16 protein-coding genes and 3 pseudogenes are annotated in these 20,364 nt (G+C 68.5%); 12 read left to right on the top strand and 7 right to left on the bottom strand.

Annotated elements, in window-relative coordinates:
* Window positions 1–21: 21 nt before the first annotated feature.
* The gene (locus tag Aco03nite_RS12625) at window positions 22–579 is read left to right on the top strand and encodes a GtrA family protein (protein ID WP_203795242.1); all 558 of its coding nucleotides are present in this window, start codon (window positions 22–24) and stop codon (window positions 577–579) included.
* Here the strand turns inward: Aco03nite_RS12625 and Aco03nite_RS12630 are convergent.
* Genes Aco03nite_RS12630 through Aco03nite_RS12640 form a run of 3 tightly spaced genes read right to left on the bottom strand, consistent with a single transcriptional unit; the run spans window position 542 to window position 2,849 of the window.
* On the bottom strand, window positions 542–1,078 hold the full coding sequence (locus Aco03nite_RS12630) for a PH domain-containing protein (protein ID WP_203795243.1): 537 nt from the start codon (window positions 1,076–1,078) through the stop codon (window positions 542–544). The genes Aco03nite_RS12625 and Aco03nite_RS12630 overlap by 38 nt on opposite strands.
* A 4-nt stretch (window positions 1,079–1,082) precedes the next feature.
* A complete protein-coding gene (locus Aco03nite_RS12635; RefSeq protein WP_203795244.1) occupies window positions 1,083–1,904 on the bottom strand; it encodes a biotin--[acetyl-CoA-carboxylase] ligase in 822 nt (273 codons plus the stop codon).
* A gap of 60 nt (window positions 1,905–1,964) precedes the next feature.
* On the bottom strand, window positions 1,965–2,849 hold the full coding sequence (locus Aco03nite_RS12640; protein ID WP_203795245.1) for a hypothetical protein: 885 nt from the start codon (window positions 2,847–2,849) through the stop codon (window positions 1,965–1,967).
* A gap of 120 nt (window positions 2,850–2,969) precedes the next feature.
* On the opposite strand from Aco03nite_RS12640, the gene Aco03nite_RS12645 reads away from it, so the two are divergent.
* Window positions 2,970–4,532, top strand: coding sequence for an acyl-CoA carboxylase subunit beta (locus Aco03nite_RS12645; protein WP_203795246.1), 1,563 nt, complete (start codon window positions 2,970–2,972; stop codon window positions 4,530–4,532).
* Between the two features lie 6 nt (window positions 4,533–4,538).
* On the opposite strand, the gene Aco03nite_RS12650 is transcribed toward Aco03nite_RS12645, so the two are convergent.
* The 3 genes and pseudogenes from Aco03nite_RS12650 to Aco03nite_RS12660 form a co-directional block, all read right to left on the bottom strand.
* Window positions 4,539–5,282, bottom strand: coding sequence for a M50 family metallopeptidase (locus Aco03nite_RS12650; RefSeq protein WP_203795247.1), 744 nt, complete (start codon window positions 5,280–5,282; stop codon window positions 4,539–4,541).
* Window positions 5,283–5,304: 22 nt separating this feature from the next.
* Complete coding sequence (locus tag Aco03nite_RS12655) at window positions 5,305–5,520, bottom strand: hypothetical protein (RefSeq protein ID WP_203795248.1); 216 nt, start codon at window positions 5,518–5,520, stop codon at window positions 5,305–5,307.
* A gap of 2,886 nt (window positions 5,521–8,406) precedes the next feature.
* Window positions 8,407–9,486: pseudogene (locus Aco03nite_RS12660) on the bottom strand (serine/threonine-protein kinase); the annotation flags it as partial.
* Between the two features lie 101 nt (window positions 9,487–9,587).
* Between Aco03nite_RS12660 and Aco03nite_RS54675 the strand changes: the two are divergent.
* From Aco03nite_RS54675 to Aco03nite_RS54685, 10 genes and pseudogenes are all read left to right on the top strand, one after another.
* Complete coding sequence (locus Aco03nite_RS54675; protein WP_203795249.1) at window positions 9,588–9,785, top strand: acyl-CoA carboxylase epsilon subunit; 198 nt, start codon at window positions 9,588–9,590, stop codon at window positions 9,783–9,785.
* Between the two features lie 87 nt (window positions 9,786–9,872).
* Complete coding sequence (locus tag Aco03nite_RS12670; RefSeq protein WP_203795250.1) at window positions 9,873–10,316, top strand: hypothetical protein; 444 nt, start codon at window positions 9,873–9,875, stop codon at window positions 10,314–10,316.
* Complete coding sequence (locus tag Aco03nite_RS12675; protein WP_203795251.1) at window positions 10,316–11,638, top strand: hypothetical protein; 1,323 nt, start codon at window positions 10,316–10,318, stop codon at window positions 11,636–11,638. Before Aco03nite_RS12670 ends, Aco03nite_RS12675 begins: the two co-directional genes overlap by 1 nt.
* A 110-nt stretch (window positions 11,639–11,748) precedes the next feature.
* Complete coding sequence (locus Aco03nite_RS54680) at window positions 11,749–12,789, top strand: S8 family serine peptidase (RefSeq protein ID WP_203795252.1); 1,041 nt, start codon at window positions 11,749–11,751, stop codon at window positions 12,787–12,789.
* An 884-nt stretch (window positions 12,790–13,673) separates the two neighbouring features.
* Window positions 13,674–14,198: a hypothetical protein gene (locus tag Aco03nite_RS12685; protein ID WP_203795253.1), complete on the top strand. Its 525-nt coding sequence runs from the start codon at window positions 13,674–13,676 to the stop codon at window positions 14,196–14,198.
* A complete protein-coding gene (locus Aco03nite_RS12690; protein ID WP_203795254.1) occupies window positions 14,198–15,670 on the top strand; it encodes a hypothetical protein in 1,473 nt (490 codons plus the stop codon). Before Aco03nite_RS12685 ends, Aco03nite_RS12690 begins: the two co-directional genes overlap by 1 nt.
* Before the next feature lie 46 nt (window positions 15,671–15,716).
* On the top strand, window positions 15,717–16,877 hold the full coding sequence (gene mycP / locus Aco03nite_RS12695) for a type VII secretion-associated serine protease mycosin (protein ID WP_203795255.1): 1,161 nt from the start codon (window positions 15,717–15,719) through the stop codon (window positions 16,875–16,877).
* A gap of 109 nt (window positions 16,878–16,986) precedes the next feature.
* A complete protein-coding gene (locus tag Aco03nite_RS12700; protein ID WP_203795256.1) occupies window positions 16,987–17,601 on the top strand; it encodes a Maf family protein in 615 nt (204 codons plus the stop codon).
* 61 nt (window positions 17,602–17,662) lie between these two features.
* Window positions 17,663–19,106 (top strand): annotated as a pseudogene (locus Aco03nite_RS12705) (acetyl-CoA carboxylase biotin carboxylase subunit); the annotation flags it as partial.
* 92 nt (window positions 19,107–19,198) lie between these two features.
* Window positions 19,199–19,411 (top strand): annotated as a pseudogene (locus Aco03nite_RS54685) (acyl-CoA carboxylase biotin carboxyl carrier protein subunit); the annotation flags it as partial.
* A 401-nt stretch (window positions 19,412–19,812) separates the two neighbouring features.
* Here the strand turns inward: Aco03nite_RS54685 and Aco03nite_RS12710 are convergent.
* The coding region (locus tag Aco03nite_RS12710) for a tetratricopeptide repeat protein (RefSeq protein WP_203795258.1) at window positions 19,813–20,364 on the bottom strand (552 nt) is incomplete at its 5' end.

The raw sequence follows: 20,364 nt of genomic DNA on the forward strand, positions 1-20,364 counted from the left end.
CCGCTCCCGTAAGGTTGCCCAATGCCCTCAGTCAGCACGCTGACGGAACGAGTCCGTCACCTTGCCCCCGAAGCACTCGCCTTCGGCGTCATCGGGGCCGGCAACACGCTGCTGTACCTGGCTATCTACTACGTGGCGATGCCGATCGGGCCGGTGAAGTCGAGCGTCCTGGCGACGGTCATCACCACCACCCTGGCGTACCTGGCGAACCGGTACTGGACGTACCGGCACCACACCCGGACCGCCCTGCGCCGGGAGTACACGCTGTTCTTCGGCTTCAACCTGATCGGCATGCTGATCCAGTCCGGCATGACGGCGCTCGGCAAGTACGGGTTCGGTCTCTCCGAACACGACGACAAGCTGCGGCTGCTCGCCGTGACCACGGCCGGCATCGTGATCGCCACGATCTTCCGGTTCTGGTCGTACCGCACGTTCGTCTTCCTGAAGCCGCCGGTCGACGGGCACGAGGGCGCGATCGCCGACATGGACGCGACAGCCGGTCTCGCCGAGCTCAGCGCGATCGACGAGCCGGGCAGCGCGGCTAACCTCGATCTGCGGCCGGAGCTGGATCCTCGCTGACCGGCTCCGCCTCGGCCGGGGCCAGCTCGATCAGCTCGTACAGGGTGCTCTGCACCAGCTGGGCGGCGGGCACCCCGGCCAGGACGGCACGCTGGTCCCCGATCGAGTCGACGACGAGCGTGCCGCTGCCGAAGATCCGGTCCAGCGGGTTCTGCGTCAGCGCGTGGTCGTTGACCCGGTTCAGCGGCAGGTCACGCCGCTCCCGCACCAGCACACCCCGCTGGATCAACAGGCGCTCGCCGGTCAGCACGTACTCCGTGGTCCACCAGGACAGCAGCGGGCGCAGACCGTAGCGGGATCCGTAGTAGAACAGCAGGGCGGCCACCATCAGCAGGCCGATCCGGCCGCCCTCGCTCGGCGGCAGCAGCACCCACGCCGTCACGAGACCGGTCACGGCCAGCATCAGCAGGACGGCCGGGACGACCGCCGCCTTCCAGTGCCCGCGCAGGTGGAGGACGATCTCCTCCTCGTCGGCGAGCAGCTCCTCCGGGAACGACACGCGGTCAGCGTACGTGCAGGACATCCCCGGCCGAGACCCGAAAATCCACAGCTTCGCCCGTACGGACAACCAACTGCCCGTCCCGGTCGACCGCGACCGCCTCGCCGGTCCGTTCACCGCCGGCCGGCAGCAGCACCCGCACGTCCCGGCCGATCGTCGTGCAGTGCCGCTGGTACGCGGCGAGCAGCCCGCACATCTCGGCGTCGCCGGACGCCTCGCGCCAGCCCCCGTACCACCTGTCGATCCCGCGCAGCAGGGCCTTCAGCAGCGGGTCACGGTCGATCTTCTCGGCGCCCGCCACCCGCAGCGAGGTGGCCGGCACCCCGGTCGTCTCGGGCAACTCCCCGGCGCGGGTGCTCACGTTCAGGCCGATCCCGACCACCACCGCGTCACCGGACACCTCGGCCAGGATCCCGGCGCACTTGCGCTCGCCGACCAGCAGGTCGTTCGGCCACTTCAGCGCCGCCTCCACAGCGGACACCCGGGTCACCGCCTCGACCAGGGCCACCCCGGCGAGCAGGGGCAGCCAGCCGTACGCCGACGCCGGCACCGCCGGGCCGGGCCGCAGCAGCACGCTCACGGTGATCCCGGCCCGCGGCGGTGACGTCCACTGCCGGTCCCGGCGGCCCCGCCCGGCGATCTGGCTCTCGGCCACCACCACCAGGCCCTCCGGCTCGCCCTGCGCGGCCGCGGCCGCCACGTCGGCGTTCGTCGAGCCGGTCTCCTCGCGCACCTCGATCCGCGACCAGAGGCCGCCCGGGGTGACCAGGGACCGGGCCAGCGCCCGCTCGGACAGTGGCGGCCGGTCGAGATCGGTATAAGCCATCAGCGCAGCTTAGGCCCTGTGTGGTGGATCTCGCGAGAGCGAGGATCCGTCACCCGGCGCCTAGTGGCCCTCGATCGAGTGGCGGCTGATGTAGGGGCGGTCGGCGTCGTCGCGGCCGGCCCACGAGCGGGGCAGGTGGATCCGGCGTTTGCGCGGCGGCCACTCCGGCATCGGGCCGGTCGCCGGGATCGGTGGTAGATCAAAACCGGTCGCCGGCTCGTAGTCGGGGACCGGCGGCAGCGGGTCCATGGCCGACGACGTGTAGAGGTCGTCCGGCACCGGGGTCCAGTAGTCGCCGGTCGGTAGGCGCTCGTCGACGTCGGAGTACCGGGGCCAGTCCCAGTCCGGGATCGGCCGGTCCGGGTAGCGGCCGGCGTACCCGCGCGGGCTCTCCGCGTCACGCGCCGCCCAGGCCCGGCCGCCCGGCTCCGGGTCACGACGACGGCGGCGCGGCGGCCACAGCTCGTCCTCCAGGTAGCCGTCCTCCCAGCCGGTGCGTTCCTCCTCGCGTTCCGGTCGCGGTTCCGGGGACTCCTCCTCGCCCGGATCCTGGTCGTCCAGGCCGAGCCGCCGGTGCGCGTCCTCGTCCTCGTCGTCGGCCAGGCCGATGTCGGCCAGGCCGGTGGGCACCGGTTTCACCACGGCGCGGCCGGCCGGTCTCTTGATCTCGACCTGTCGCTTGACCTCGGCTTTCACCGGCGCCTTCGCCGGGGCCTTCATCGGTGCCTTCACCGGCGCTTTCAACGGTGCCTTCACCGAGGCCGCCGCCTTGGCGGGTGAAACGGGCGCCGGGCGTGGTGCGGGCGTGCGCCGGCGGCGAGCGGATGAGCCGTCCCGGTCCCGCCGACGAGCCCGGCCGCCGAACAACACGGCGCGGAAGCTGATCAGCGTGGCCAGACCGCCCGCGATGAAGGCGAGCCCGGCCACGGTCATCCAGTTCGTCACGACGGATGTAACGAATGGGGCATTGGGTATGAAACGCGCACGTAGCGACGCCCCCGCTGTGCGATATCAAATTCGCTAACCTGAACGAGCCCTTGGCCGCTCGATAGCGTGGAGACCATCGTGACAACGCCGCCCGACATCCACACCACCGCCGGCAAGCTCGCTGACCACGCCCGCCGCACCGACGAGGCGGTGCACGCCGGCTCCGCGCGAGCCATCGAGAAACAGCACGCCCGCGGCAAGAAGACCGCCCGCGAGCGGATCGAACTACTGCTCGACAAGGACTCGTTCGTCGAGCTGGACGAGCTGGCCCGGCACCGGTCCACCGCCTTCGGCCTGGAGAAGAACCGGCCGTACGGGGACGGCGTGGTCACCGGCTACGGCACCGTCGACGGCCGGCAGGTCTGCGTCTTCTCCCAGGACTTCACGGTCTTCGGCGGCTCCCTCGGCGAGGTCTTCGGCGAGAAGATCGTCAAGGTGCTCGACCTGGCCATGAAGATCGGCTGCCCGATCATCGGCATCAACGACTCCGGCGGCGCCCGCATCCAGGAGGGTGTGGTCGCGCTCGGCCTCTACGCCGACATCTTCTTCCGCAACGTCCGGGCCAGCGGCGTCATCCCGCAGATCTCGCTGATCATGGGCCCGTGTGCGGGCGGCGCGGTCTACTCCCCGGCGATCACCGACTTCACCGTGATGGTCGACCAGACGTCGCACATGTTCATCACCGGACCGGACGTGATCAAGACGGTCACCGGTGAAGAGGTCGGGATGGAGGAGCTGGGCGGGGCGCGCACCCACAACACCCGCAGCGGCAACGCGCACTACCTGGCCAGCGATGAAGAGGACGCGGTCGAGTACGTCCGGGCGCTGCTCTCCTACCTGCCCAGCAACAACCTGGACGAGTCGCCCTTCCTCGATGAACAGGCTTCCGCGGAGGCCGATCTCGAACTCGACACCCTGATCCCGGACTCCCCCAACCAGCCGTACGACATCAAGAAGGTCGTGGAGACGGTCGTCGACGAGTTCCTGGAAGTGCAGGAGCTGTACGCGCAGAACATCGTGGTCGGCTTCGGCCGGGTCGAGGGCCGCCCGGTCGGGGTCGTCGCCAACCAGCCGATGAACCTCGCCGGCACCCTCGACATCGCGGCCTCGGAGAAAGCGGCCCGGTTCGTGCGCACCTGCGACGCCTTCAACATCCCGGTGCTGACCTTCGTGGACGTGCCCGGCTTCCTGCCCGGGACCGGACAGGAGTGGGACGGCATCATCCGGCGAGGAGCCAAACTCATCTATGCGTACGCCGAGGCCACGGTTCCGAAGGTGACAGTCATCACGCGGAAGGCCTACGGCGGGGCGTACGACGTGATGGGGTCCAAGCACATCGGCGCCGACGTCAACTTCGCCTGGCCCACCGCGCAGATCGCCGTCATGGGCGCACAGGGCGCCGTCAACATCCTGCACCGGGCCGAACTCGCCGGTGCCGACGACCCGGTACAGCGCCGGGCCGAACTCATCCGCGAATACGAGGACACGCTGGCCAACCCGTACATCGCGGCCGAACGGGGTTATGTGGACGCGGTCATCCAGCCGTCACAGACGCGGATCCAGGTGACCAAGGCGCTGCGGATGCTCCGGACCAAACGGGAGACGCTGCCGCCGAAGAAGCACGGCAACATCCCGCTCTGACACGCTTTACAGCCCTGTTCCGATGTCGGCCGGCAGCCACTGGCCGGCCAGCAGGAACGCGCCGGTCGCCACCGCGATCAGGTTGACGACGAGGAAGACGCCGACCCAGAACAGCGCCGGCAGATGCGTCTGCCGGGCCAACTGGTCGGCGTCCGAATCGCGCATCCGGCCACGGCTGCGCAGGCTCTGCAGCTCGAAGACCGGGCGGACACCACCGAAGAGCAGGAACCAGACTCCCGCGTACGCGAAAGCCGCCTGTGTCTCGGGTTCGGCGAACCAGGAGACGGCGAACACGATCGCACCGGTGACCAGCAGCGACACCACACCGAACAGGTTCCTGATGTTGATCAGCATGAGCAGCAGCAGGACCACCGCCAGCCAGAGCAGCAGCGTGATCCGGTTGCCGCCGAGCAGCCACGCCCCCAGCACACCCACCAGCGACGGCGCGATGTAACCGAAGAGCAGCACCAGGATCATGCCGAGCCCGGTCGGACGGCCGGACGAGAGCGTCAGGCCGGACGTGTCGAACTCGAGGCGAATGCCCTTCAGCTTGCGCCCGGTCAACAGGGCGAGCAGGGCATGGCCGCCCTCGTGCGCGATCGTGACCGCATTCCGGGTCACCCGCCACACCGGGCGGATCGCCACCGCCAGGAAACCGGCCACCGCCGTGAGCAGAACCAGCATCCCCGGAGGATCGGGTTGCGCCCCGAACAGCTGGTCCCAGAGGTCAGTCACACCGTCGATCGACACTCGGGGACTGTAGCCGATCCGGCTATGCGCGTCGCCTCATGACAGCCTCGACAGGTTTCGGCTGCGGGCGCCCGATCGACCGGGCCGCGACCACGCCGACCCCGGTGACCAGGGCGAGAGCGGAGAGAACCAGCAGAACCGCGAGGAATTCGGTGGACGCCAGGATCGCGATGTCCGCCACCGCCACCAGCATCCACAGAGCGAGCGCGGGCTTGGTGCCGTGCCGTCGGGAGCTCATGATCGCACCTCCATCCGTGATGGTGGATAACTACCCAGTCATCCGGATCTCACGCATGGAGGTGATCAGCGGCTACTTGTACTTGAGGTTCGCGTAGATCGCTTCCAGGTCCGACTTCGCCTTGTCCCAGTCGCCGGCCTCGGTGTACCAGGTCAGCACGATGGTCCGGCCGCCGTCGGTGGTGACCCGCCGCACCACGTGCTGCGTGATGCTGGTGTTGCGGTTGTACTCCACATCGGCGGCCTTCTTGCCGTTGAAGTCGACCGCGGACGGGCCGGACAGGATCGAGCCGATGCTGCCGTCCTTCTCCAGGTACTCGACCGGGTCGTTCTTGCCCGACACGATGTCGATGCGGAACTGCCGGCCCTTGCCCCAGCTGTAGGTGGTGCTGCTGCCGCCGCCGGAGCTCCTGGCGTTGTCCGGGACCGGGAAACTCAGGCCGGAGAAGCTCGCGGTCCGCCAGCCGTCCGGAATCGTCGCGGCCGGCGCCGAACTGGGCGGCGCCGACGACGGCGTGGGCGACGTGCCCGTCGAGGCGGCGCCGTCACTCGGCTGGGCCGGAGCCACCGAGCCGACACCACCCTGCGAGACCGGCGGGGTCTCGGTGTCGTCACTGCCGAACGCCTGCGCCACGATGATGCCGATCAACAGCACGAACGTGAGAACGATGGCCAGGGCGATCACCGCCTGCCGGCGGGTCAGCGTGGTGCCGAAGATGGTCACCCCACCGCGGCGGGACGCCGGGCGCAACTCCATCGGCGTCCACGCCGGACGGGACGGCCGGTTGAAACCGCCGGGCACCCCACCGCCGTGCTGCGGCTCCGGGTTGCTGGTCACGATGCGGCGACGCGGGGGCATGTTGACCACCGACGTACGGTCGTCGTCCACCGGCGGCCGGGACTGGTCCGCCGGGGGCCTCGCCAACAGCGACGTCTTCTCGTCCGCCGGGGGCCTCGCCAGGAGAGAGGTCTTCTCCTCCGCGGGGGGTGACAGCAGCGTCGTGCGGTCCTCGGGCGGCGAGGACAGGAAGGTCGTCTTCTCCTCCGCCTTCGGCATCGGCGCCAGCAGCGTGGTCCGGTCCTCGGCCTGCGGTGCCGGCGTGACCTGCGGGATTTCGGGTCGCGGGTCGGGGTTCGGGGCCTCCGCCTTCGGGGCCTCTGGTTCCGGGGCGGCGGGCTTCGGCTGCTCGGCCTGCGGGGCTTCGGCGGGCCGCTCGGCCGTTTTCGCCTGCCCGGCGGCCTGGTCGGCCTTCGCGAGGCCGTTGTCAGCCTTTGCCGGACCGTTGTCAGCCTTTGCCTGCGCGTTGGCAGGCTGCGCGGTGCCGCTTTCGGCCGCACTGCTCGCTGTCGCGCCGGACTCCGTGGTGCCAGCTTCCGTCGCGCTGTTCTCCGCCGCGCTGATCCCCGGCATGCTGATCCCCGGCACGCTGGTCCCCGCGGCCGCGGTGCCTGCCGTGACAGATCCCGCAGCGCTGACCTCAGCCGCGTCGGTCGCCGCAGCGCTCGCGTCGGTCGAGCTGCTCGTCGCAGTCGCGCCGCTCGTCCCAGTCGCCGTCGTCGTCCCGCTCGTCCCAGTCGCCGTCGTCGTCCCGCTCGTCCCGGTCGCCGTCGTCGTCCCGGTGGTCCCGGTCGTTCTGGTGCTGGCTTCCGCAGGATCGATTCCCGTCGCGCTGCTCTTCGTCGCGCCGGTCGCCGCTTCACCAAGCCCTGCCGCGCCGGATCCAGCCGTCCCGGAACCCACCGTGCCGGATCCCGCCGCGGTGGTTTCCGCCGTTCCAGATCCCGTCGTGCTGGTTCCCGTCGTGCCGGTTCCCGTCGTGCCGGATTCCGCCGCCGTGGTTCCGGCGGTCCCGGATCCGGCCGTGCCAGATCCCGCCGTGCCGGCTTCCGCCGCGTTGGCTCCAGGCGCGTTGGCTCCAGGCGCGTTGGCTCCAGGCGCGTTGGCTCCAGGCGCGTTGGCTCCAGGCGCGTTGACTCCAGGCGCGTTGACTCCAGGCGCGTTGACTCCGGCCGCGGTGGTTCCCGCTGTCGTGCCGGTCACCGTGGCCGCCGCGATGCCCGCCGGGGATGCCGACTCGGCCGCCGTCTCGGGCTCGGCCGATTTCGACGCTTCTGTCGCTTCTTCAGCCAAGGTCTCGACCGACGTCGATCCGTCGGCGGGCGCCGACGTCACCCCCGCTTCCACCTGCGGTTCCGCCTTGGCGGCGGGCTCAGAAATCTCTGGTGTGTTCTTCGTCTCTACCGGCGCGGCGCTGTCCTCAACGGACTGTTCAGCATCCGAATTACTACGCGGCGTGACGATCGGGAAACCCGACGTAGCCTGCGCGAGCGAGCGCTCGTGCTCCGGCGCGGCCTGCTTCCGCCGGTTCGCGGCGACGTCGGCGGCGGTGAAACCGGTCCGCAGCGCGTTGGTCGGTGCGGCGGCCAGACTCTGCGGAACCTCGACCGGTTTGCCGGAGGGCGGCATCGGCACCGACGGACGACCGGCGGACGGCCGGTCACCCGGTCGGCCCGCGGACGGCTGACCCGACAACCCGGCGGGCGGCCGGCCCATCGGAGTGCCGGTGGACGGGCGATCGCCGGGCCGGCCCGCGGACGGCTGGCCCTGCCCGCTGTACTGCTGACCGCCGTACTGCTGACCGCCGTACTCCTGACCCATCTGACCTGCATGCGGCTGGCCTACCGGCCCAGCGGGCGGCTGACCCATCGGCCCGCCGGGCGGGCGGCTGACCGTGGAACGGCCGGTGGCCCGGCGGTCCGACGGAGGCGGCACCTGGCCCGGGGCGGTCCGGGGCGGCTGACCCGGGTGGATGCCGTGGGCATTACCCGTACCAGGGGAAACGGGTTTGATCTCGTCTCTGACCGGGGGTGTGTCGAGCCGGGTCGCGTCGAGGGGCTTCGCCGGACGGCGATCCGGTGACACCTGGGCCTTGCCCTGCGCGAAGTGCGGCGGGCGGCCGTCGGCGGCGGGCGGCTGCGCGACGGGCGGGCGCGGGTTCGGCACGACCGGGGCGGAACCCGTCGCGGTCGCCCACCCGGCACCCGGCAGAACCGGCGGTCCACCAGGGCCGCTGGGCAGCGACGGGCGCTCCCGGCCGGCACCCGGGCGGCGCATCGTCGGGCTCATCGGGAACGTGATCTTGGAACGGCGACCGGCCGCGCGGGACAGCAGCCGATCGGCCTCCTCCGCGTTGATCCGGTGCGCCGGATCCTTGCGCAGCAGGCCGTTGAGCACCGGTTTCAGCGGGCCGGCGTTACGGGCGACGGGCACGTTCTCGGTGGCCAGGGCGGCAAGCGTCGCGATCGCCGAGGGGCGCGCGAACGGGGACTGGCCCTCGACCGCGGCGTACAGCGTGGCGCCCAGCGACCACAGGTCGGCACCCGGACCAGCCGTGCCGTCCCGTGCGCGCTCCGGAGCGATGTAGGCGGGTGAACCCAGCACCAGACCCGTCCGGGTCACGTTCGGGTCACCCGGCACGGTGGCCAGGCCGAAGTCGGTCAGAACCACCCGGCCGTCGGCGCCCATCAGCACGTTGCCCGGCTTGACGTCACGGTGGACGACGCCGTTGCGGTGGGCCGCACGCAGCGCGTTCAGCACACCCAGGCCGATCTCGGCGGTACGCAGGGCGTTGAACGGGCCGTCCTGCGCCAGAACGTCCTGGAGCGAGCGCGACGGCACGTACTCCATCACGATCCAGGGGTCGGCATCCGTGCTGAGCACGTCGAAGACGCGCACCACGTTGATGTTGTTGAGCCGGGCGATGGCGCGCGCCTCACGGAGAGAACGCTCGCGCATCTCCTGCCGCTCGCTGGGGGTCAGCCCCGGCGGCGGCACGAGCTCCTTGATCGCCACTTCTCGGTGCAGGACGACATCGGTCGCTCGCCAGACACGACCCATCCCGCCCTGACCGAGCGGCGCAACGAGCCGGTACCGATCAGCGACCACGGGAGGGGGAGAAGAAGACATCACGCAGAAAATACCTGGTTCTGTCGAGCGGCCGCGAATTGATCAGCCGAGTGTGGGACACGTGTCACCGGAACTCCGGCTGTGCGTCGTACGCTCGGTTGATGAATGAGGAACCGCTGGTCAGCGTCGTACGCGGAAGCCTAGACGATCATGAACTGGCCGCACTGGCCGCCATCCTGGCATCTCGATCCACTTCGGTCAATCACCCCACACCGTCGCAACCCGTCTCAGACTGGATGCGCACAGGACGCCCCGGTACCGTCGCGCGCAACTGGCGGACCTCGGCACTTCCCCGCTGAGGGTTGTCCGCAAGGGCCCGCTGAGGGTTATCCACAGGGGGCAGAGGCGCCCGTCGAGATTCGCTAACCTGCATTCGTTGGCGGTCGATGGAGGTGGCGCTGGTGCCGGTGGACAACGAGCCATACAAGAGCTCGGTCGACAATTACGATCTCAGTAGCATCAACGGGATCGAAGCGGACATCGCGGCCATGGAGGAGTTCGCAGCCGGCCTGAAGGCCGACCTGGTCGACAACTACATGCCCCACGCCGACGCGGCGGTCGAGTCGATGTTCGCCACGATCCCCTCCGGCGGCGGGTTCTACAACTTCCAGATGTTCCTGTACGCGCATCAGCAGGCCCAGGACTCCACCCAGCAGAACGTGGACAGCTACGTCGAGGGCACGTACCAGTTCGCCACGTCGGCCGAGACGATCAGCGCTCAGTACCGCGGTTCGGACGCCTTCTCCAAGGCCAAACTCTCCGACGTCGAGGCGGCCTTCAAGACCACCAACGCCACCCACAACGACGACCATCACGCCGGGGAGGTCTGATGGCCCTGTACGAGGCCGGCGGAGCGGGCGGCGACATCAACTGGTCGACGGCAGAGCTCCCCTACATGTGGGATGCGATCAGCGGGCACGAAAGCTCTCCGTACCAGCCGGCGGTGGACGGCTGGCGCAGGTCCTACGAGCTGGCCCTGATGCACCGGACCCAGATCGAGAACTACAAGGACAAGCTGATCCAGGCGTGGCCGCCGGAGCGCAACAAGGCTTCCCAGGCGTACGTGGACCGCTTAGACCAGTTGATAGCGAGCCTCACCGAGACGTACGAGGCCGCGGTGGCCAACCACTCGACCTTCTCCGCAGTGCTGAGCGCAGTGGCGTCGGCAAAGAGCAACATGCAGCCACTGCAGGAGCAGTACGAGAAGAACAAGTTGATGCTGGCCCAGTACGACGCCGCCGCAAAGGACCGCCCAGAGGGTTTCGTAGCCCCCCAAAACCCACTCCCAGACGGCCGCCAGGAAAACCTACGCCAGCAGGCAGCCACAATAATGACGTCCCTAAGCGCCGAACTGGCAGCCGCCCAAACGTCCCTGGTCCACCCGAAGCCGTACTCGCCGCTGCAACTACGCGACGATCAAGCCGACTCTGGAATTTCGGGTGGCGCCGGATTTGCTATCCCGACACCGACAAAATCCATCTCATCTGGCCGGGCGACAGGCCGAACACGTCCCTCGCGATCCGTGATAGCGCATCCCGATAAACAGAAAAAAATTTCCACTCCTAACCGGAATAAAACTGATCAGTCAACGATCCCTCGCAATCCCTCGAACGGCCCGGTTCTAGGTGGCACAAGGCCAAATTCGACCTCTCCGAATCCCGGCCTTCCCTCCACCTCCACCACCCCCTCTGGGATAAATCCCCCGAACACAAGCACACCGGGGCCCTACGGGCTCACGCCGTCTAGTGGATCTTCAACATCGACGCATTTGCCCCGTAACCCAGCAGCGAACGGTGTCCCACCGGGCGGCCTCTCACCCACTACAGGTTCTCCGGGCGCCCGTGGGGCCAGCGGTCAGCATGGAAACATCATCGGCGCTAACCCTGGCTTAGGTGGTCCTGGCTCGGGCCGGGGCAGCCGGTCTGGCACCCTGGGCCGAGCCGCGCAGAAGGCTAATCCAATCGGGGGCATGATCGGCCAAGACGGGGGCGCCCACCCAAGCCAACGCCGATCCGCTCGAGAAAGTGAAGAATCTCGGCGGCGCTGGGATCCGAACAACCCTTGGGAAACCGAAAATGGAGTGGATCCCGTCTTGCTTCCGGCACAGGAGCACAAAATTGACCCTGGCCCCTCCATCGGCGGCAACAGGTGAAACCAAATAGCGCGACGGCAGCAATAGTTGGCACGGCTGCAGCCATTGTCGCTGCGCTCACACCAGCCCATCCAGCACAGGCAGATGAAGTCAGGGACGCTCAGTGGTTTGTGTCCTACCTCAACCTTGAGGAGGCGCATAAAATAAGCCGGGGTGATGGCGTTTCTGTCGCTGTAGTCGATTCCGGAGTCTTCCCCCATAAAGATCTCTCCAAAAATCTAAAAAAGGGGACAGATATCGGCCCTGACGGCGACGGCACAGGGAACGTTGACACGCTCGGCCACGGAACTCGGATGGCAGGCCTTATAGCCGGTCACGGTCACGGCTCAGGGGACGGTGCAATGGGAGTCGCCCCAGACGCAGGAATAATTCCCGTAAAAGCATTAGGAAAAAAGGGTGGCAGCCCAAACTTTCCAGAAAGTATTGAATGGGCTGCGCAAGCCGGGGCAGACGTCATAAATGTTTCAGCTAACGCAGGGCGCTCTCGAACCCTTGATACAGCCATAACAGCAGCCATCAATGCGGATGCCGTGATCGTTGCAGCAGCCGGAAATACCTCAGATGACCCAAGAATCGCCTTCCCCGCAGCATTACCTGATGTCCTAGCCGTGGGAGCGGTTGATCGGGACGGGAAGGTCTCAAAAATATCGGTCCATGATCCCAAGGTTGGTATATGCGCGCCCGGCGCCGACCTAGTCACTACCGCCCCAGGTAATGAATACGCTAAATCCAGCGGTACTTCTGGAGCGACGGCGATTGTTTCGGGGGCTGCGGCTCTGGTTCGGGCTAAGTTTCCAGAGCTCTCGGCTGCTGAGGTTATTCATCGACTTACCGCTACCGCCGATGACAACGGGCCTCCCGGGAAAGACGATGAGTGTGGCTACGGAGTGCTCAACATCGTCAAAGCTCTGACTGTTGATGTTCCGCCGCTGGCCGGTGAAAAATCAGCATCGGCTCAACCCGCGGATACCTCTGCGCCGACCGGTGGCTCCTCTGCTTCCGCTTGGTCTGGTGGGAGTTCTACCGGGACTTCGCCTAAGACTGAGTCTGACTTCAGGGTTCCTACTGTACTTGGAGTCGGGGGTGCGGTGGCGGCCTTGGTAGGGCTGGTGGCGTTCGCGACTAAGCGGAGACGTCGACCTTCCTCCTGATCGACGAGGCTCTCGGCCGCTTGGCGGAGACTTATCGAGTTCTCGCCGTATGGGGTGGCATGCGTATCGCCGGGATGCTGTGAGAGATTCGACGGAGCGTTCCGGGAGTGCGGTTCACCAGCTAGTCCCGCCAGATGCTTGCTCGGTTATTCCCTGGGGACCGTGCTCCGGTGATTCCTGAGGACTCACCGTGGTTCCGGATAGCCGCGGACCGTGACTACGACGACTTAGTAGCGTCGGTACCGACAATCGAGCAGCAACGATCACCCGACGGCCTATGTTCGCGTGTTCACGCAGGGACGATTGGCGCTGATCCAAATCTGGAATAGCGATGGCAACTCGGCTACCTGGAGATCACCGGGACGCACTAGATTGCCAAGGTCGTCGAGATGAAGATGGCCGTAGTCGGCCACGGGACGTTTCCTGAACCCATCTAGCGCTCTTGGTCTCAAGATCTGTCCATAGAGAGTTCTCCGTCTTATCGCCACGGCTGACGACAACGATCCGGTCGGCGCGGACGATCAGTGCGGTCACGGCGCTGCGTCGGTGGCGCTGACCGGGTCGTTAAAGCAGGGCGGCGGCGGTGGTGCAGGCCGGAACGACGGGTCGGCGGGGGTGGTGGCTCTCGCGCCGACATGAATCAGACCAGCACGGCAGCAGATGGGTGTGCGGAAAGTGGCGTGGCTACGGCTCTGGCGTTCGTGACCAATCGGGAACATCGGGCGTCCGGGCCGTTGAGCGGACAATCAGCTGCACCGGGATGAGCGGACAGCGAGGGCCGCAGGGCTGCGGGTGAGCGGATTTCCAGGCGTTCAGGTGCGGTGGCGCAGCAGGTTACCCTCTCAGGTGCTGTTCGGTAAGGGATCGATGGGGAGGGGGCTCCAGTGGCAATTCCCGAGGAGGATCGGGGGCCCGCGTGGTTGCGGGACTACGACTACGCGGACTTCGGCAGTATCGAGGCTGACATTCAGGCCATGAAGGAGTTCGCGGCCAAGTTGACGTCCAGCGTCGAGGGCAGTTATGCCCCGCATGCTCAGACGGTCAGCGACACGATGATGACCGCGCTGCCGGCGGCGCCCAACTTTCCCGAGTTGCATCTCTTTCTGAACGCGCACGATCAGGTCCAGCTGGCGACGCAACGGAACGTGTACGGCTACATCGACAACACGTACCGGTTCGCTACCGCCGCGGAGCAGATCAGCGACAAGTACGAAGGGTCGGACGCGTTCGCGCGGGCCAAGGTCACCGACGTGCAGCAGTACCTGGGAGCGACGGGCACCAGCTCCGGCGCGGGTACGGGTACTGGCACCGGGGGTTCGGGCAACACGAACTCGACCCTGCCGAACATCGAGCTTCCGCTGGACGGCACGCCGACGGCCACCAGTTTCGACAACTCCGGGGAGGGCTGATGGCAGTCGACGCGGGCGGAGGAACCTTCGCCAGTGGCTGGTCCGGCAAGCCGGTGGACGTCATGTGGGCCGCGGTGAAGGACTACAACAGCGAGCCGCACTGGAAGATGGTCAACGCCTGGAAGCAGTCCTACGAGCTGCTCCTCACCCACATCAGCCAGGTGAAGCAGTACCGGGAGAACCTGGCCACCGCCTGGCCGCCGCACAAGAGCAAGGCCGCCGCCGCGTACGTGCAGCAGCTCGACGATCTGATCGAGAACCTGGAGAAGACGTACGACGCGGCCATCGCCAACCACAAGGCGTTGCAGAACGCCACCTTGGCGGTGGTGGACGCGCGCCGTGAGCTGGAGCCGATCCAGAGGGAGCACGCGGCCAACGCGATCCTGCTCACCGAGTACAACGCGCAGAAGGCGAACACGCCGACCCCGTCGTCTTCGTCCTCGGGCGTCCCGCAGCCCTCGGCGGGAACCGCACCGACCCCGCCGGAACCTCCGGTCGTCCCGGGCCGGCAGTTCCAGCTGCAGCAGCAGGCGGCAGGCATCATGCAGTCGTTGGGCGCGGAGCTCGCGACGGCCCAGACGTCGTTCGTCTCTCCGCCGAAATACACCGGGCAGGATCAGGGTGGCACCCAGGGGCTGCCCGGGGGCGGCGGTATCGGTGGCAGCGGTGGCGCGGGCGGTTCGGGGCTGAACCCGGGGTTCACTCCGCGGGGCACCACCACCCCGACCGGCTCGTCGAACATCGGTACGCCCACGACCACGGATCGGACCGTCCCGGACGGCAAGTTCGATCCGTCCGGACCGGACGGATCAACGCCGTCGCAGGGCCCGACGCTGGTGGGCAACAACCCGACCACGAACCCGAACGTCACGAACCCGGGTACGCCGACGCCCGGTGGCACGTCCACGCTGCCGCCGTCCAACGGCACACCCGGTGGTGGTGGCGGGGCGTTCCCGTTCACGCCGTCCACCGGTGTGACCCCGTCCGGTTCGGGCGGCGGCCGGTTCACCCCGTCGGGGTCGGCCGGTGGTGTCCCGACGGGCACCTCCGGGCTCCGGGGCGGTTCGTTGCCGAACAACGGGGTCATCGGCGGAAGCCCGATGTCCGGCGGCGGTGTGCCCGGTGGCCGGGCCGGCCAGGTCGGTGGCGGTAGCGGCATGCCCGGCGGCATGGGCGGCCCGGGCGGCAGCGGAGCCCGCGGCGGTACGCGGGGTGTCAACCCGTCCGGCGGCATGATCGGCGGTCCGGGCGCGAACAGCCGGGGCACGACCGGTCGTGGCGTGAACGGGATGGGCCCCGGCGGTATGGGCGGGCACCCGGGCCGGCGGGCGAACGGCCGCACCGACGAGGACCCGCAGGGCCGTCGCTGGGATCCGGACAACCCGTGGGAGACCGACAACGGTGTCGACCCGGTGCTGCTCCCGGCGCAGGAACAGCGAATCGACCCCGGCCCGTCCATCGGCGGCCGCTGAGTAAGGACAGGACGAACCGAGTAAGGACAGGACAAACCGAGTGAGGATGAGCAGGAAGGTGGCGGCCCTCGCGGCCGTCACCGCGATCGCCTCCGCCGTGCTGTGGCCCGGGGTTCCGGCCTACGCCGACAAGGTGCGGAACGCGCAGTGGCACATCAAGTTCCTCGATCTGGCCGAGGCCCAGCGGATCACCAAGGGCGCCGGGGTGAAGGTCGCGGTCATCGACACCGGTGTCGCCCCGCACCCGGATCTCCGGGGAAACCTGAAGAAGGGGATCGACGTCGCCAGCGGTCGCGGTAACGGGCAGACGGACGCCGACGGCCACGGTACGTCGATGGCCGGCATCATCGCCGGACGCGGTCAGGGCCCGAACGACGGTGTCCTGGGGATCGCCCCCGAGGCCGAGATCCTGCCGATCAAGGCGATGGGCGCGGTCAAGCAGGGTGGCGATTTCCAGGGGGACGAGGTCGCGGAGGGGATCGCGTGGGGCGTCAAGCTGGGTGCGGGCGTCATCAACGCCTCGCTCGCCGGCACGCCGTCCCGGCCCCTCAACGAGGCGATCGCCCAGGCGGTCGAGGCGGACACCCTGATCGTCGCGGCGGCGGGGAACAAGACCGACGTGCTCATCTTCGCCTATCCGGCAGCCCTGCCCGACGTTCTCGCGGTGGGAGCGATCGACAAGAACGGCAAGCTCGCCAAGTTCTCCCGTACCGGCGAGAAGGTCGCTCTCTGCGCCCCCGGCGCCGACGTGGCGTCGACCGGGTTGAACGGCGGCTACCTGCTGAACAACGGCACGTCCGCGGCGACCGCGGTGGTCTCCGGGGCGGCGGCTCTGGTCCGGGCCAAGTTCCCCGGCCTGTCGGCCAAGGAGGTCGCGCACCGGCTCACCGCCACCGCTGACGACTACGGAACCCCGGGCAAGGACGAGGAGTGCGGGTACGGGGTACTCAACGTCGTCAAGGCACTGACCGCCGACGTGCCACCGCTGACGGCCACGGCCGCGCCGTCGACCGGTGGGTCGGCCCCGGCCGTGGACGGCAGCGCTGCCCCGAGCACGCCCCCGGTGACGAACGAGGCCGCCCCGGAGGCGAAGTCGTCGAACTCCGTCCTGGGGCCGGTGGCCGGAATCGGCGTGGCGGTGGTCGCCCTGATCGCGCTGATCGCGTTCGGCGTGGCCCGGATCCGCCGACGCGACGCGCGCCGCTGAACAAAGCGGGACGTGGACACCCCGGGAGCAGAGCGGCCCGGGGATTCGTGACGGAAACACGCTGCTCGTTCACGCTTTCACCCCGCCGGGGCTTGTAGGCTCGTTTGTCGTGCAGACCGACATCGCGTACCGCCTGATCCTCGCCTCGGCCAGCCCCGCCCGGCGGGCGCTGCTCACCGGCGCCGGCATCGACGCCGAGGTCATCGTCAGTGGTGTCGACGAGAGCGTCGTCGAGCACGAGGACGCCTACACGACCAGTCTGGCGCTGGCCCGGATGAAGGCGCGGACGGTGGCGGCGGAGCTTCCGGCCGACCCGGCGGCGCTGGTGCTGGGCTGCGATTCGGTGCTGGCGTTCGAGAACGAGGTGTTCGGCAAGCCGGCCGACGCCGAGGAGGCGGCCAAGCGCTGGCAGCGGATGCGCGGCAAGTCGGGCGTGCTGCACACCGGCCATCACCTGACCGGCCTGGTCAGCGGCCTGCAGGCGGAGGCGGTGGGCCGGACCACGGTGCACTTCGCCGATGTGACCGACGCCGAGATCGAGGCGTACGTGGCGTCCGGCGAGCCGTTGCAGGTGGCCGGCGCGTTCACGCTGGACGGCCGGGGTGGCGCGTTCGTGGACCGGATCGAGGGCGATCCGGGCAACGTGATCGGCCTGTCGCTGCCGCTGCTGCGGAACCTGCTCGGCGAGATGGGTGTCCCGATCACCAGCCTCTGGCGGCCCTAAGTACGCGAATCTCGATTAACTTACGTATCGGAGCGACCTGAGGAACCGTTAGGCTCGGGTGGTGCGGAAGATTCTGATCGCCAATCGTGGCGAGATCGCCGTCCGGGTCATCCGGGCCTGCAAGGACGCCGGCCTCACCAGCGTCGCCGTCTACGCCGACAGCGACCGGGACGCGCCACACGCGCGCCTGGCCGACGAGGCATACGCGCTGGAGGGTGAGACCGCCGCCGATACGTATCTCCGCATCGACAAGTTGCTGGCGATCGCGGCCCGCAGCGGTGCCGACGCCGTGCACCCGGGTTACGGGTTCCTCTCCGAGAACGCCGAGTTCGCCCAGGCCGTACAAGAAAAGCAGTTGATCTGGATCGGACCCACCCCGCAGGCGATCCGCGACCTGGGGGACAAGGTCACCGCGCGGCACATCGCGCAGCGCGCGGGGGCGCCGCTGGTGCCCGGCACGGCGGAGCCGGTCGCGGACGCCGCGGAGATCGAGGCGTTCGCCGCGGAGCACGGCCTGCCGGTGGCGATCAAGGCGGCATTCGGTGGCGGCGGCCGGGGGCTGAAGGTGGCCCGCACGGTCGAGGAGATCCCGGCGCTGTTCGAGAGCGCGACCCGGGAGGCGGTGGCCGCGTTCGGTCGCGGCGAGTGCTTCGTGGAGCGTTACCTGGACCGCCCCCGGCACGTGGAGGCGCAGGTCCTGGCGGACACGCACGGCACCGTCGTGGTGGTCGGCACCCGGGACTGCTCGTTGCAGCGCCGGCACCAGAAGCTGGTGGAGGAGGCGCCCGCCCCGTTCCTGAGCGAGGAGCAGCGCCGGAGCATCCACGACAGCGCGAAGGCGATCTGCCGGGAGGCCGGCTATCACGGCGCGGGCACGGTGGAGTACCTGGTGGGCCAGGACGGGACGATCTCGTTCCTGGAGGTGAACACGCGCCTGCAGGTGGAGCACCCGGTCAGCGAGGAGACCACGGGCATCGATCTGGTGCGGGAGCAGTTCCGGATCGCGGCGGGCGAGGCGCTGGCGTTCACCGAGGACCCGGAGCCGCGCGGGCACGCGATCGAGTTCCGGATCAACGGCGAGGACGCCGGGCGGGGCTTCCTGCCGGCGCCGGGCACGGTCACCGAGCTGGAGTGGCCGTCCGGTCCGGGTGTCCGGGTCGATTCCGGCGTGGTGAAGGGCGGCGTGATCGGCGGCAACTTCGACTCGATGCTCGCGAAGATCATCGTGACCGGGGCGACCCGGGCGGAGGCTCTGGAGCGCTCGCGCCGGGTGCTGGACGAGACGGTGATCGAGGGCATCGCCACGGTCCTGCCGTTCCACCGCGCGGTGGTCCGGGACGAGGCGTTCACCGGCGAGCCGTTCACCGTGCACACCCGCTGGATCGAGACCGAGTGGGCCAACGAGGTGCCGGCGTTCACCGCGCCCGCGAGCCCGGGCGAGCCGGAGGAGCGCGAGACCGTCGTGGTCGAGGTCGGCGGGCGGCGCATCGAGGTGCGACTCCCCAAGAGCATTTCCGGCGGCGGTACGGGTGACAAGGCTCCGCGCCGTGCCGCGGCCCGGAGCAGCCGTGGCGCACAGAGCAAGGTCACCACGGGCGGCCTGACCGCCCCGATGCAGGGCACGATCGTGAAGGTGGCGGTCCAGAACGGCGACGTGGTGGCCGAGGGCGACACGATCGTGGTGATCGAGGCGATGAAGATGGAGCAGCCGCTGCAGGCACACCGGGCCGGCACGGTGGCGGGCCTGTCCGTCGACGCCGGCGCCACGGTGACCGCCGGCACCGTGATCTGCGAGATCAGCGCAGACTAGCCGCTGTCACACGCTCACGTGGCCGGCCCTGGACCGGGCCGGGTGGAGCGGGCCGCCGATACGGGACCTACCGAGTAGCCCATTGATCAACGGGCAAGTCGCGGCCACAATCAAGGCCGTGACCTGCCCGTATTTTTGATCATCTTTCGGCAATCCTGGTCCTCGTTTGTCAGCATCTGACGGCCCAGAGACGGCCTAGCGGCCTGACGACGGCCTGGCGTCCGTTGCCAACGAAGCCTTTCCGCCACCGACGGTGGCACTGCGCCTCGCGCTACGCTCCCGTGACTTCGAGTGACGTTGAGTCAACTCGTCGAAGTTCTGGGCGTACCGATGAGCGTGAGTCCAGTAACCCTAAAACGAGCGGGCCGTTTTCCCCTGCCGATGGTCATCTCAGGGCCGTGTCAGGCGTCTGGCGGGTTTTGGGCCAACGCACTGAGCGCATCGACCACGGCCCGGGTTAGGTCGTATTCCGGGCCGAGGAGCCGTTCGGTCTCGGTGACAACCTGCTCGAAAATGGTGAAGGCGTCACTGATCCGGCCCGCCTGCCAGTAGGAGTCGGCGAGATTGCCACGGACGATCAGGGTATTCGGGTGTTCGGGACCGAGGACCCGTTCGATGCCGGTGACGACCTGTTCCTCGATGGTGATGGCGTCACTGATCCGGCCCACCTGCCGGTAGGAGTCGGCGAGATTGCCACGGGCGGTCAGGGTGTCCGGGTGTTCGGGACCGAGGAGCCGTTCGGTGTCGGTGACGACCTGCTCGAAAATGGTGACGGCGTCACTGATCCGGCCCGCCTGCCAGTAGGAGCTCGCATGCCAGTAGGAGCTGGCGAGATTGCCACGGGCGGTCAGGGTATTCGGGTGTTCAGGACCGAGGACCCGTTCGGTATCGGTGACGACCTGTTCCTCGATGATGATGGCGTCACTGATCCGGCCCACCTGCCGATAGGAGTC

This window comes from Actinoplanes couchii (assembly GCF_016862075.1).
GTDB classification, from domain to species: Bacteria; Actinomycetota; Actinomycetes; order Mycobacteriales; family Micromonosporaceae; genus Actinoplanes; species Actinoplanes couchii.

Coding starts and splice junctions, on each gene's coding strand:
- Aco03nite_RS12670 (WP_203795250.1), top strand. CDS start 9,873: ATGGAGGTGGCGCTGGTGCCGGTGGACAACGAGCCATACAAGAGCTCG.
- Aco03nite_RS12625 (WP_203795242.1), top strand. CDS start 22: ATGCCCTCAGTCAGCACGCTGACGGAACGAGTCCGTCACCTTGCCCCC.
- Aco03nite_RS12690 (WP_203795254.1), top strand. CDS start 14,198: ATGGCAGTCGACGCGGGCGGAGGAACCTTCGCCAGTGGCTGGTCCGGC.
- Aco03nite_RS12675 (WP_203795251.1), top strand. CDS start 10,316: ATGGCCCTGTACGAGGCCGGCGGAGCGGGCGGCGACATCAACTGGTCG.
- Aco03nite_RS54675 (WP_203795249.1), top strand. CDS start 9,588: ATGAATGAGGAACCGCTGGTCAGCGTCGTACGCGGAAGCCTAGACGAT.
- mycP (WP_203795255.1), top strand. CDS start 15,717: ATGAGCAGGAAGGTGGCGGCCCTCGCGGCCGTCACCGCGATCGCCTCC.
- Aco03nite_RS12635 (WP_203795244.1), bottom strand. CDS start 1,904: ATGGCTTATACCGATCTCGACCGGCCGCCACTGTCCGAGCGGGCGCTG.
- Aco03nite_RS12655 (WP_203795248.1), bottom strand. CDS start 5,520: ATGAGCTCCCGACGGCACGGCACCAAGCCCGCGCTCGCTCTGTGGATG.